The organism is Stenotrophomonas rhizophila, from assembly GCF_000661955.1.
GTDB lineage: Bacteria > Pseudomonadota > Gammaproteobacteria > Xanthomonadales > Xanthomonadaceae > Stenotrophomonas > Stenotrophomonas rhizophila.
On the sequence record NZ_CP007597.1, the window covers coordinates 3,328,055 to 3,341,098 of the forward strand.

Consider the following 13,044-nt stretch of genomic DNA (forward strand, 5'->3'; position numbering starts at 1 on the left):
GCGGTCGCGCTCAGATCCAGCGCTGGTCCAGCAGTTCGCGCTTGATGTAGGCATAGAACACCGGCGCGGCCACCAACCCGGGCAGACCGAACGCTGCTTCCATCACCAGCATCGCCAACAGCAGCTCCCAAGCACGTGCCTGGATCTCGCCGCCGACGATGCGCGCGTTGAGGAAGTACTCCAGCTTGTGGATCACCACCAGGTACAGCAGCGCGACCACGGCCACGTAGAACGACACCGACAGCGCGACGATGGTGATGACGGTATTGGAGATGATGTTGCCCACCACCGGCAACAGACCTGCCAGGAAGGTGATCAGCACCAAGGTCTTGGACAGGGGCACGTGCACCCCGAAAAGCGGCAGCACGCCGAGCAGGAAGATCGCGGTGAACAATGTGTTGAGCAGGGAAATCTTCACCTGCGCGAACACCACCTGGCGGAACGCAGTAGCCAGCCGCGAGGTGCGGCCGATCAGTTCCTGCGCCAGCGGCCCCATCTTCGGCAGCGGCAGTTCGTCGTACAGCGCGATCATCGCGCCCAGCACCATGCCGATCAGGATCCGCACGCTGATCTGCACCGCCGAGGTACCCGCGATGCCGAGCTGCTGGCGGTGCGTCGCCGCCCAGTCGTTCATGGCCGTGCGCAGCGCCTGCAGGTCTTCCGGGATATAGGGCTGCAGCAGGTCCGGCACCTGGTGGCGGGACGTGTTGAGGATGTCCATCAGGCGCATCAGCAGCGCATCCGGTCCACCGGTCTCGTTGCGGAAGAACGAGGCGATGCCGATCGCCGCCAGGGTCAGCGCGCCGATGATCAGGGCAGACAGCACGATCACCGAATAGGCCCGTGCGCGCCCCGGCGGCAGCTTGCCTTCGACGGTGGAGGCCAGCAGGTGGGTCAGGTGGAACACCAGCAGGCCCGACAGCAGGGTTACCACCAGCCCGAGTTTCAAGGTCAGCCACATGCCCAGCAGCATCAGCAACCAGGCGGCGATGCGGGCGGTGGGCGGCTTGGGCAACGCGGGGATCACTATGGACATGCGGGCGCATCCTGACGGGTGGCCCATGGTACTGCCCAGCGCCATCAAGAAACTGCACAGGCCCAGGCGAACGGGTTCAGCTCGCCGCCATCGCGCAGCGTCGGCCCGAGCTCGATGGCTGTCTGCATCGAGCACATTAAGGAGGCCACTTCGGCTGCAGAATCCCCGACGCCTCGCCCACATTCAACGGTGCAGATGATGCTGCGTGCTATCTCTTCAAGGCGCTGGAGTACGTCATTCAATACGCTTCAGCGATCAAGAATGAGACCACCATCTTGGCACCGGCGCAGGTCACCATGTTAGTGTTTCGACACGCAAGCAAGGAGCTGTATCGATGCCTGATGGAATCTCCACGATGTCGACCACGCACACTTCACGCCATCCGATTGACCGTCTCGCAACGAGACCACATTTGTCACAACGGCAGAACGCCATCCAGCGCTCAGTCAAGCCGATGGCACGCCTGAAGATCTCACCTTCGCTGTAATCGCCGCCGCCATCGCGGCCATCTGATCTAGCGCCCCCCTTCGTCATCACATCGAGGGGCGAGTGAAACGCTGAGCGAGGCCCCCGGTCCTCTTCCCGCACGCCCAAGCCGGTGCCGATGTGCCAAACGCACGTCGGATGCCTTTGCGGACGCATGTCATCTCCGCTGCCCATTTTTCGGGCAATCGCGCCAGGGCGCATCAACAGACACTGCCATGAGGGCGATCCTCATGTGCTCGATGGGAAACCTATGAGCAACGCTGAACTCGAAATCGACAGGGATGAGCGGGACCAGATAGAAGCCCTTGTAATGGGCAACGCAGTGTCACGGTTCCAGCAGTGGGCAGTAGCACACCAGTTCAACCCGGACTTCTTCTGCAATCCGAACGAAGCCATGCAGCACACAGCGCAGCGCTTCGCGGCCGCCCTTGGCTTGCCGCACCTGACCCAAGCGCAGGTTGAGCTGGTAAGGAACAAAGTTGCGATGAAGATGCTCTATCAGCAGAATGGCATCCCCTGCGCGGCCTTCAGTGCCGTGCAGTCAAGCCGCGACGTCGAGTCCTTCGCGGCCCTGCATGGTTACCCGGCCATCGTAAAACCTGTCGATTCCGATTCATGCATCAATACCTTCCGCGTGGACAGTGCGACGGATGTTCCTTGTCTTTGTGACGACGTCCAATGGATGGTAGAGACCTACATCGCCGGACGCGAGTACCAGATCTGCGCCATTGTCGCTGGTGGCAAAGTGCTGGATGCCTACGTAGCGAGCAACCCTGTGCCCATCATCGAGGTATTCACGGGAGGGATGAATGCCAACATCACCCTTGCTCCTTCGGAACAGAAGCCGATCGACCCTGTTGCGATCATGCAGCGACTTGCTTCACTCGTAGGTCTCGACCATGGCTACCTGCACGGAGAATTCTTTATGACTGACGACGGCCGGTTCTTCATGAGCGAGATCGCCGCAAGGTTGAGCGGCTGCGAAGTGCCACTCAATCATGGCCACGCGTATGGCTTTGATCTTCTGCACGCGATCATGGATACCTATGTAGGACGGCACCCCGAACTGGTTTACACGCGTGACAGGGCTGTTGGCGATCTTCTGCTGCCGGCGGTTGCTGGCGTTGTGACCCGGTTGTCGACAGCACGGGAACTCATGGCCTATCCCGGCGTGCTCAGCTGCCAGATGAACGTTGCGATCGGCGATTGCATTCAACCGAAGCGATCGTCCGGATTCTGCGCCGGCTACGTGCAGGTCGAAGGACGGACCTCTGCCGAGGTCCAGGAGCGCATGCAACGGATCCTCGACGGCTTCGTCCTGGATGTTGCCCACACCCCTTCTTGAACGCCATGCAGGAGCAACGAATGAACCACTTGACCGCGCGGATGGCGCTTCTGGGTATCCCCGCCGTGCGCTGGCTCATAGTCAGCTGCCTGTTGGCGAACATCGGCGCTGGCATGGTGCTGCTCACCATGTCGTGGACGGTCGTAAACCAACACGCATCCGTATCCGCACTGGCGGGACTGATGGTCTGTTTCTGGCTGCCCTCCCTGCTTCTTGCCCCCGCAATCGGCCTGCTGGTCGACCGGGTGGACAGACGTCACATCGTCATGGCGACGAAGATCCTGCGCGTGGTTGCCCTTGTTGCTGCCGCTGCACTCTACATCAGGCACCCGGGCGTTGCTGCGCTGATGGCTCTGGCGTTCGTGATGGGTTCCTGTGCTGCCCTGTACACACCAGCCCTGCTGGCCATGGTCCGTGAGTTGGTCGACGACAGCAGGCTGCTGCATGCCAATTCCACGGTTGACATCGCATTCGAGGTTGGTTTCATCGTCGGCATGCCTATCAGCGGAGCACTCATGATGGTCGCTTCACCGGCGACGGTGCTGCTGATAACCGCGGGCCTTTTCGCAGCGGCATTTTTTTGCATGCTGTTCGTGCGCAAGGAACACCTGGAGTTCCGCTGCGATCCAACCAGCAAGGGCAGCTACTGGCAGGACACCCGTGACGGCGTCCGCTACCTACTGGGAGAGCATAGGCTGGTACTGCTGTACAGCATACAGATGCTTGTTTACGTCACTCTGATGACGACAAGCATCCTACTTGCGCCGTTCGCCAAGGTGGTGCTGGACCTCAGTTCAGGCCAGTTTGGTGCAATCGAAGCGTCGCTGTCGGCAGGTGCCGTGATAGGGGCGTTCGTCCTCCCGGCTGCCGCCACGCGATGGGGTTATGGTCCTGCGCTGGTGGCCGCGACGCTTGTAATGGCCCTCTCTTTTGCAATCTTTGCCCTGACCAGTTCGTTCTGGAAGGCATTCTTCCTCTACTTTGTGATCGGCACCTGCCTGGCCGCTTGGCCGGTGGTGACGACCGCCGCGCAGCGGCTTACCGAGAAGGGGATGCAGGGGCGTGTACAGACTGCAGCCAACGCGGTCTCCAGCGCTCTCATACTCGTGATGTATGGCCTGGTCGGCGGAGCCGGCGCCCATGTTTCCATCCGCTGGAGCTATGCTTCGGTCGTGATAATCTCAGCGATGGCATGCGTCATTGCCTACTACGCGTACTTCGTCTGCAAGGAGCCCGTTGCAGACGCACCTGCGTAATGGAATCGATTGGGTGCATGGCTGCTGAGGCTGCGGTGCCACCGGCATCGCGGATGGACACGTTGCCCCGCCGCTTCGACCAACCGGCGCGGCGGGGTGCCAGGCACCGGACTGCCCTCACCTCCGCCCGGGCGAGGCAGTCGAGCCCCGCAGCATCAAACTGAAATCCAGCGTCTGCTGGAGCGGCACATCGACACGTTCGATGATGGCGAGCAGCAGGTTGACCGCGCGGGCACCGATCTCCCGCATCGGTTGCCGGATGGTCGTCAGCGGAGGCGTGAGGTAACGCGACGATGCCAGGTCGTCGAAGCCGACGACGGAAAGATCACCCGGCACCCGGACGCCCAGATCCCGGCAGGCCGCCAGGACACCCAGTGCCATCTGGTCGCTGAAGCAGAACACCGCTGTCGGCACCGACGCGCGGGCCAGCAGTTCCATCCCGGCCGCATGGCCGGACTCCACCGAGAAGTCACCCGGCACAACGCTCAGGTGACGCAGGCGACCGCGCGCCTTGCCGGCGGCCCGAACCCCTTCCAGCCGTTGCTGGTGCAGGGGATTGTCCGGCGGCCCGCCGACCACGGCGATGCGCTCGTGTCCCAGGCCATACAAGTGGTCCATCACCGCGCGCGCGGCAGCCGCGTTGTCGATGTGGACGCTGGGGATGCCCAGCGCGGGATCGAACTCGCAGCCGTTGACCACCGGCGCGGCACTGCCCTGCTGCTGGACGATGTCACGTGCCGTGGGCGGGAGGCGATGCCCCAGCACGATCAGACCATCGGCCTCGTTGCGCCGGAGCATCTGCGCGTAGCGCTCCTCGCGCTCGGGCAGGTTCTGGGTGTCGCCCAGCAGCACGGCGTAGCCAACGGCCTGCGCCGCGTCCTCCGCGCCCTGCAGGATCTGGGCGAAGAACGGGTTGGCGATGTCCGGCACGGTGACCAGGATCTTGCCGCTGCGCTGGGTCTTGAGCGTTCTGGCCACCGTGTTGGGGACATAGCCCAGCGCGGCGGCCGCCTGCTCGATGCGCGCGCGCGTGGCCGGCAGCACTTTCTCCGGCCGGGACAGCGCCCGCGACACCGTGCCGGCCGAGACGCCGACGTGCTTTGCAATGTCGTAGATGGTGGCCATGGGGTTACCTCTTCCTTCCGCTGTGCAGTGCACAACGGCTCTTTCGAATGCCCCTGCTAGGATAATGCAATCGATTGCATCGAGGGCGAATCCTCTTGAAAACGCTCAAGGGTCCAGCGCTGTTCCTGGCGCAGTTCATCGGCGACACACCTCCTTTTGATCGGCTGGACACGCTGGCCGGCTGGGCCGCGGGGCTGGGCTATTCTGGCGTACAAGTACCGACCAGCGCGCCCCACCTGTTCGATCTGGCCGAGGCGGCGCGCAGCCAGGCCTACTGCGACGACGTCGCCGGCATGCTGGCCGGGCATGGCCTGCAGATCACCGAGCTGTCCACCCACCTGCAGGGGCAGCTGGTTGCCGTCCATCCGGCCTATGACAGCCTGTTCGACGGCTTCGCACCACCGGACAAGCGCGGTGATCCCGCGGCCCGCCAGGCCTGGGCGGTGGAGCAGCTGCTGCTGGCCGCCAAGGCCAGCGAGCGCCTGGGGCTGACCGCGCACGCCACGTTCTCCGGCGCGCTGGCCTGGCCCTACTTCTATCCCTGGCCGCAACGCCCGCCCGGACTGGTGGAAGAAGCCTTCGCCGAACTCGGCCGCCGCTGGCGCCCCATCCTCGATGCCTTCGACGCCTGCGGCGTGGACCTGTGCTTCGAGATCCATCCGGGCGAGGACCTGCACGACGGCGCGACCTTCGAGCGCTTCCTCGACGTGGTGGACCACCACCCCCGCGCAAAGATCCTGTACGACCCCAGCCATCTGCTGCTGCAGCAGATGGACTACCTCGGCTTCATCGACCGCTACCACGCGCGCATCGGCATCTTCCACGTCAAGGACGCGGAGTACCACGCCAGTGCGCGCAGTGGCGTGTATGGCGGTTACCAGGACTGGATCGATCGTCCGGGCCGGTTCCGCTCGCTCGGCGATGGGCAGATCGACTTCAAGGCGATCTTCTCGAAATTCGCGCAGTACGACTTCCCCGGCTGGGCGGTGCTGGAGTGGGAGTGCTGCCTGAAGCACCCGGAAGACGGTGCGCGCGAGGGCGCCGCGTTCATCCGCGACCACATCATCCGCGTGACCGAGCGCGCCTTCGACGACTTTGCCGACAGCGGGACCGATCCTGGATCACTGCGCCGCATGCTGGGAATCTGAGCCATCACTGCCTGGGAGGGCAAGCCATGATGCACACCATGTCGCGCTTGGGCGCGATGATGTTTCTGCAGTTCTTCATCTGGGGCGCGTGGTTCGTGACCCTGGGAACGTACCTGGTGCAGGGGCCGTTGCAGGCCAGTGCGAGCCAGGTGGCGACGGCCTTCCTCAGCCAGTCCATCGGCGCCATCGTCGCGCCGTTCCTGGTGGGCCTGATTGCCGATCGCTACTTCGCGGCGCAGCGCATTCTCGCGGTGCTGCATCTGGCCGGCGCGGTGCTGATGTGGCTGGCGTCCACGGCAACCGACTTCCGCATGTTCTTCGCCTGCGTCATGGGCTACATGCTGCTGTTCATGCCGACGCTGGCATTGGCCAACAGCGTGGCGATGCGGCACATGCAATCGCCTGAGAAACAATTCCCGCTGGTGCGGGTGGCCGGCAGCGTCGGCTGGATCGTGGCGGGCGTGCTGATCGGCTGGCTGGGCTGGGAACAGGCACACCGGCTGGAGCTGACCTTCCAGATGGCCGCGATGGCGTCGCTGGCCCTGGGCCTGTATGCATTCACCCTGCCGCACACGCCGCCGCTGGCGCAACAGCGCGACGCCGGTCTCGGGCAGATCCTGGGGCTGGATTCGCTGCGGCTGCTGAAGTCGCGCGCCTACCTGGTGTTTTTCCTGTCCTCCATCGCCATCTGCGTCCCGCTGGCGTTCTACTACAACTTCACCAACCCGTATCTCAACGATCTGGGCGTGCGCAGCGCCGCCGGCCTGCAATCGCTGGGCCAGGTGTCCGAGGTCCTGCTGATGCTGGCCATGCCGTTCCTGTTCGTGCGGCTGGGGGTCAAGACCATGCTGGCGGTGGGCATGGCCGCGTGGGTGGTGCGCTACGTCCTGTTCGCCTTTGGCGATGCGGGCAGCGGCTTTTCCCTGCTGGTGATCGGCATCGTGCTGCACGGCATCTGCTACGACTTCTTCTTCGTCACCGGGCAGATCTATACCGATGCGCATGCCGGCCCTGCCGCGCGCAGCAGCGCGCAGGGCTTCATCACCCTGGCCACCTACGGCGTGGGCATGCTGATCGGCACGTTCCTGTCCGGCGCGGTGGTGGAGCACTACACCACCGCGGCGGGCCCGGACTGGCAGAAGATCTGGCTGTTCCCGGCGGGCGTGGCGCTGGTTGTGCTGATCGCCTTCCTGCTGCTGTTCCGCGACCGGCCGGTGGTCGCGGCCGCACCGTCCACCCCCTGAGGACCGCACCCGATGCCCAAGCTTGGAATTGCCATCGTCGGCACCGGCATGATCGGCGCCGTACACCGTCGCGCGGCGCTGCTGGCCGGTGCGGAGATCCGTGGCGTGGCCGCTTCGTCACCGCAACGCGCCCGCGACGTGGCGCAGGCGTGGGGTGTTCCGCGTGCCTATCGGGACCTCGAGGACGTGGTCGCCGATCCACAGGTGCAGGTGGTGCACGTCTGCACGCCCAACCACCTGCATCGCCCCATGGCGCAGGCCGCGCTGGAAGCGGGCAAGCACGTGATCTGCGAGAAGCCGCTGGCGACGACGCTGGAAGACGCCCAGGCCCTGGCTGCGCTGGCCGCCTCGAACGCGTTGGTCGCCACGGTGCCCTTCGTCTACCGCTACCACCCGGTGATCCGCGAGGCCCGCGCCCGCATCGCGCAGGGCGAACTGGGACCGCTGCACCTCATCCACGGCAGCTACCTGCAGGACTGGCTGCTGGACCCGGCCAGCAACAACTGGCGCGTGGACCCGGCGCTGGGCGGCGCGTCGCGCGTGTTCGCCGACATCGGCTCGCACTGGTGCGACCTGGTGGAATGGGTCAGCGGCGAGCGCTTCGCCGAGGTCAGCGCGGCATTCGCCACGGTGATCGCCGAACGCAGCACCGACACCGGGCAGAGCTTCACCACAGCGGTGGCCGGCGGCGCGATGCAGGCGGTTGCGAGCGAGGACGTGGCGGCGGCGATGTTCCGGACCGGCGCCGGCACATTGGCGTCGCTGACGGTCAGCCAGGTCTCGGCCGGACGCCACAATCGCCTCTGGTTCGAGATCGATGGCGCCAGGGCCAGCGTGGCGTTCAACCAGGAAGACGCCGAGCGGCTGTGGATCGGCCTGCCCGACCAGCGCGAGGAAGTCTTCGTGCGTGGGCCGAGCGCCGGCAGTGCCGAACAACGCCGGCTGTCGGTGTTGCCCGCCGGGCATGCGCAGGGTTACGGCCCGTGTTTCGAGGCGTTTGTCGCCGACACCTATCGCGCCATCGAAGGCGAGCAGCCGCAAGGTCTGCCCACCTTCGAAGACGGCGTGCGATCGGCGCTGATCGTCGACCGCGTCATTGCATCGGCCAGGACACGCGCCTGGACCACCATCGGCTGAATCCCGGGAGACTCTCTTGAAGAACACCTCTGTTCGCGGAACTGCAATCCTCGCCCTGCTGCTCGCTGCCCTGCCCGCCTTCGCGCACGACATCGCCACTCCGCAGAAGCCCATCGCAGTGCAGATGTACTCACTGCGCAACGCCGGCTCGCTCGACCAGCAGTTGAAGATCGTCCATGACGCGGGCGTGGGTGCGGTGGAAACGGTGGGCACGCAGGGCGTCAGCGCCCCCGAACTCAAGCAGTTGCTGGACCGATACGCGATCAAGGCGATTTCGTCGCACGTGCCGCTGGCCGAGCTGCGCAAGGACCTGCCCGGCGTGGTGGCCTTCAACCGGTCGATCGGCAACACCACGCTGGTGGTGCCTTACCTGGATGCGAAGGATCGGCCCACAGACGCCGCAGGCTGGACCGCACTGGGTAAGGAACTGGGCCGGATCTCGAAACAGGTGCGGGCGGAGGGCATGCGCCTGGCCTACCACAATCACGACTTCGAGCTGGTCGACTTCAATGGCAGGACCGGCCTGGAACTGCTGTTCGCCGCGGCCGGGCCTGACCTGCAGACCGAGCTGGATCTTGCCTGGGTGGCACGCGCCGGCTACGACCCGGCGGTGATGCTGGGCAAGTTCCGCGGCCGGCTGTTCGCCGTTCATGCCAAGGACAATGCGCCCAAGGGCCAGGCCGAAGACGAAGGCGGTTTCGCCGCGGTCGGTCAGGGCGTGCTCGACTGGAACGCGATCCTGCCGGCGGCGGCGGGTGCCGGTGTGCAGTGGTACATCATCGAACACGACCAACCCCGTGATCCTGCCAAGGTCATCAAGACCGGTGCCGATTACCTGCGCGACCACCTGACCGTCAGCCTGCCCGCCCGCGCACCGCGCTAGCCCGCAAAGGAGCCCTGCTTGAGAACGACCCTGATACTGACGCTGGCCCTTTGGGCGGCAACGCATGCCCCGGCGGCGTGGTCCAAGGACGACCCTGCTGCGGGCGCGAAGCTGTACGCGACCCACTGCACGGCCTGCCATGGCGCGGATCGTGCCGGCATGCCCGGCGCGTTCCCCGCGCTGACCGATATCGGCAAGCGGATGACGCCGGTGCAGATCAAGGAGAAGATCAGCAAGGGCGGCGGGTTGATGCCTCCCTTCTCCCACCTGTCACAGCAGGAGATCGACGACATCAGCAGTTACCTGGCGAAGTAGCAGGCCGGCACTGGCGCCGGCCCTGCGCCGTCAGAGTTCGCGTACCCAGATGTTGCGGTAGCTGACCTTGGCATCGTGCTCCTGCAGGTAGAGCGGCGCGCACCCGTGTGGCGCGTACGACGGTGCGCCGATGTACTCGGTCTTGCCCGAGAGAACGGTGTCGTCCTGCACCAGAACACCGTTGTGCAGCACGGTGATGCGCGCGGGCGAGATGAGCCCGCCACCCGGCGAGAAGCGCGGCGCCTTCCAGAGGATGTCGTAGGCCTGCCACTGGCCCGGCGCACGCGAGGCATTCACCCGTGGCATGGCCTGCTTGTAGATCGAGCCGGCCTGGCCGTTGGCGTACGTCGGGTTGTTGTAGCTGTCCAGCACCTGCAGCTCGTAGAGCTCCTGCAGGAAGATGCCGCTGTTGCCCCGGTTCTGTCCGTCGAACCTCTTCGTGTCGGTGGGCGTGCGCCACTCGACATGCAGCTGGATGTCGCAGAAGCGCTGCCGGGTGCGGATGCCCTTGCTGCCCGGAACCACCGTGAGCGCGCCGTCGGCCACGCGCCAAGGCACGCGTCCGCCCTGCTCCGACTCCCAGGCAGACACATCCTTGCCGTCGAACAGCACGATCGCATCGGAAGGCGCCTTGCCCGGCGGCGCGGACACCACGGCAGGCACGGGCGTCCACACCTCGGTCCTGGCTGGATCGCGCGCAGGATCAGTCTCGGCCTGCGCAAACACGGATGCGGTGGCCAGCAGGCCCGCTGCGACGTGGAGAGACCTGATCAACGTGCCGCGGTCCATCAGCTGGTCCCCCAGGCGGGCGTGCCAGGCACATAGGCCAGATCGCCGTCGTAGCGACCCGGTACCGCGACGTAGCGCAGCACGTCGGTCGCGCCGACCTTCGAGGTGAAGAAGCCGAAGATGGCGAGCTGCTTGATCATCGTGAAGTAGTGCGGCATCGGTTCTCCTTCCTCGGCGGTGCCGGTCTCGGTCACGTCGACCGCGTGTTTCCGGGCCTCTGCATCCAGTGCGCGCAGGAGTTCGGTGCGGGTCTGCGGCGCGAGCGAAACGAACCGGCCGCCCGCGCGTTTGTCGATATCGGCCAGGCCGGCCCGGAACGTCGCCTGCTGCCGGACCGTGTAGCAGTCGGTGACGAACCGCGCCATGAACAGACCGGCCCCGGCGTCCTTCGCCCCCGGCGTTGCGGTACGCGGCAGGATGGTCTCGGCGATCTCATCCAGCATGCCCACATCAGCGTCGGAGAAAGGCGTATTCATCCCTGTGGCGGGCGCCTGGCCCTGGACGAGCGCGGGCAGACCGATCATGGCTGCGCCGGTGGCGGCGACGATCATCTTCAGCAGTTCGCGGCGATCCATCAGAGGTTCCCCGCTTTCAGTTCGCGCACGGCGTGGTCCGCAGCGCGCGCGGTGAGTGCCATGTAGGTCAGTGAAGGATTCACGCAGGCGCTGGAGGTCATGCAGGCACCGTCGGTGACATAGACGTTGGGCGCATCCCAGACCTGGTTGTGCTGGTTCAGTACGGAGGTTCTGCGGTCACGTCCCATGCGCGCGGTCCCCATTTCGTGGATGCCCTTGCCCGGGGCGTAGTCGTTGTCGTGCATCTCCACGTCCTTCACACCGGCAGCCTCCAGCATCTCGGCGGCATCGGCGGCCATGTCCTTGCGCATCGCCTTTTCGTTCGCGCGCATGGACACGTCCATCGCCAATACCGGCAGGCCCCACTTGTCCTTGCGCTCGGCGTCCAGGCGGATCGTATTGTCGTGGTGCGGCAGCATTTCGCCGAAGCCGGTCATGCCGATGCGCCAGTCACCCGGAACGGTCAGCGCCTCCTTCAGGTCGGCACCGATGTTCAGCTCGGCGATCTCGCGTGACCACCCGTTGCGGCTGGCACCGCCCTGATAACCGAACCCGCGCAGGTAGCCGCGCTTGTCCGCAGCGACGTTGCGGAAACGGGGAATGTAGAAGCCGCAGGGGCGGCGGCCGAAGTAGTACTTGTCTTCATACCCTTCGACCCGGCCGGAGGCGCCCGCGCCGAAGTGATGGTCCATCACGTTGTGCCCGAGTTCGCCGGACGAGGAGCCCAGCCCACCGTCCCAGACATCGGTCGCCGAGTTCATCAGCAGCCAGGTCGAATTGAAGGACGACGCATTGAGGAAGATGACCTTGGCCGTGTATTGGTAGGTCTGGCCGGTCTCGGCGTCGATGATCTCCACGCCGCGCGCACGCTTGCGGTCCTTGTCATAGAGCACTTCCTTGACGATCGAAAACGGCCGCAATGTCAGGTTGCCGGTCTTCATCGCCGCCGGCAGCGTCGCCGACTGGGTCGAAAAATAGGCGCCAAAGGGGCAGCCCAGGATGCACTTGTTGCGGTACTGGCAGTTGACCCGGCCCTGTTCGGGCATGGGCTGGGTGATGTTGGCAGTGCGCGAGTGGATCATATGGCGTGTTCCGCCAAAGGCTTTCCGGATCCGCGCGGCCACATCCTTCTCGACGATGTTCAACGGGATCGGCGGCAGGAACTCGCCATCGGGCAGCACATCCAGCCCCTCCCGGGTGCCGGCGATACCCGCGAACTTCTCCGCATGGTCGTACCACGGTGCGATGTCGGCATACCGGATCGGCCAATCGGTGGCGATGCCGTCCTTGAGGTTCGCCTCGAAATCCAGGTCGGAGAAGCGATAGCTCTGCCGCCCCCACATCAGTGACCGCCCGCCGACGTGATAGCCGCGAAACCAATCGAATCGCTTGGTCTCGGTGTAGGGCGATTCCTTTTCGTTGGCCCACATGCCCTCAAGGTTCTCGGCCAAGCCGTAGTCGCGCATCAACACCGGATAGTCGGCCTTCATCGCCTGGGTGGGCCGGTTGCGGTGCGGGAAATCCCACGCCTCCTTCATCGCGTTGACGTAGTCCTTGACGTGCTCGATGTTGCGTCCGCGTTCCAGCATCAGGACCTTGAGGCCTTTCTCGGTCAGTTCCTTCGCCGCCCAACCGCCGCTGATGCCGGAGCCAACGACGATTGCGTCATAGTGATTGTCTGCCATGGGTTCTACTTCACCTGGGT

General features: G+C 65.1%; 12 protein-coding genes. 7 read left to right on the top strand and 5 right to left on the bottom strand.

Annotated features, from left to right (window positions below; all coding sequences use genetic code 11):
• Positions 1–10: 10 nt before the first annotated feature.
• A complete protein-coding gene (locus tag DX03_RS14410) occupies positions 11–1,036 on the bottom strand; it encodes an AI-2E family transporter (RefSeq protein ID WP_038689814.1) in 1,026 nt (341 codons plus the stop codon).
• Positions 1,037–1,772: 736 nt separating this feature from the next.
• Between DX03_RS14410 and DX03_RS14415 the strand changes: the two genes are divergently transcribed.
• Positions 1,773–2,867: an ATP-grasp domain-containing protein gene (locus DX03_RS14415; protein ID WP_051598874.1), complete on the top strand. Its 1,095-nt coding sequence runs from the start codon at positions 1,773–1,775 to the stop codon at positions 2,865–2,867.
• 20 nt (positions 2,868–2,887) lie between these two features.
• Positions 2,888–4,123 carry an MFS transporter gene (locus tag DX03_RS14420; RefSeq protein WP_185753358.1) on the top strand — a complete coding sequence of 412 codons (1,236 nt, stop codon included), beginning with the start codon at positions 2,888–2,890 and terminating at the stop codon, positions 4,121–4,123.
• A 117-nt stretch (positions 4,124–4,240) separates the two neighbouring features.
• Here the strand turns inward: DX03_RS14420 and DX03_RS14425 are convergent, their stop codons facing one another.
• Positions 4,241–5,248, bottom strand: coding sequence for a LacI family DNA-binding transcriptional regulator (locus tag DX03_RS14425; protein WP_038689818.1), 1,008 nt, complete (start codon positions 5,246–5,248; stop codon positions 4,241–4,243).
• 95 nt (positions 5,249–5,343) lie between these two features.
• Here DX03_RS14425 and DX03_RS14430 point away from each other — a divergent pair, with 95 nt between their 5' ends.
• Genes DX03_RS14430 through DX03_RS14450 form a run of 5 tightly spaced genes read left to right on the top strand, consistent with a single transcriptional unit; the run spans position 5,344 to position 9,975 of the window.
• Positions 5,344–6,396: a sugar phosphate isomerase/epimerase family protein gene (locus DX03_RS14430; protein WP_038689820.1), complete on the top strand. Its 1,053-nt coding sequence runs from the start codon at positions 5,344–5,346 to the stop codon at positions 6,394–6,396.
• A 26-nt stretch (positions 6,397–6,422) separates the two neighbouring features.
• Positions 6,423–7,640, top strand: a complete 1,218-nt coding sequence (locus DX03_RS14435) for a nucleoside permease (RefSeq protein WP_038689822.1) — start codon at positions 6,423–6,425, stop codon at positions 7,638–7,640.
• A gap of 12 nt (positions 7,641–7,652) precedes the next feature.
• Positions 7,653–8,777: a Gfo/Idh/MocA family protein gene (locus DX03_RS14440; protein WP_038689824.1), complete on the top strand. Its 1,125-nt coding sequence runs from the start codon at positions 7,653–7,655 to the stop codon at positions 8,775–8,777.
• A gap of 16 nt (positions 8,778–8,793) precedes the next feature.
• Positions 8,794–9,660: a sugar phosphate isomerase/epimerase family protein gene (locus tag DX03_RS14445; protein ID WP_038689826.1), complete on the top strand. Its 867-nt coding sequence runs from the start codon at positions 8,794–8,796 to the stop codon at positions 9,658–9,660.
• A gap of 18 nt (positions 9,661–9,678) precedes the next feature.
• Complete coding sequence (locus DX03_RS14450; RefSeq protein ID WP_038689828.1) at positions 9,679–9,975, top strand: c-type cytochrome; 297 nt, start codon at positions 9,679–9,681, stop codon at positions 9,973–9,975.
• A gap of 30 nt (positions 9,976–10,005) precedes the next feature.
• Here DX03_RS14450 and DX03_RS14455 read toward each other — a convergent pair whose 3' ends face one another.
• The 3 genes from DX03_RS14455 to DX03_RS14465 are packed head-to-tail and all read right to left on the bottom strand — an operon-like array spanning position 10,006 to position 13,024.
• Positions 10,006–10,764 (bottom strand): 3-keto-disaccharide hydrolase, encoded by a 759-nt coding sequence (locus DX03_RS14455; RefSeq protein WP_038689830.1) that lies wholly within the window; start codon positions 10,762–10,764, stop codon positions 10,006–10,008.
• A complete protein-coding gene (locus DX03_RS14460) occupies positions 10,764–11,339 on the bottom strand; it encodes a gluconate 2-dehydrogenase subunit 3 family protein (protein WP_038689831.1) in 576 nt (191 codons plus the stop codon). The genes DX03_RS14455 and DX03_RS14460 overlap by 1 nt, the downstream gene beginning before the upstream one ends.
• Positions 11,339–13,024, bottom strand: a complete 1,686-nt coding sequence (locus DX03_RS14465) for a GMC oxidoreductase (RefSeq protein WP_038689833.1) — start codon at positions 13,022–13,024, stop codon at positions 11,339–11,341. Before DX03_RS14465 ends, DX03_RS14460 begins: the two co-directional genes overlap by 1 nt.
• Positions 13,025–13,044 lie beyond the last annotated feature (20 nt).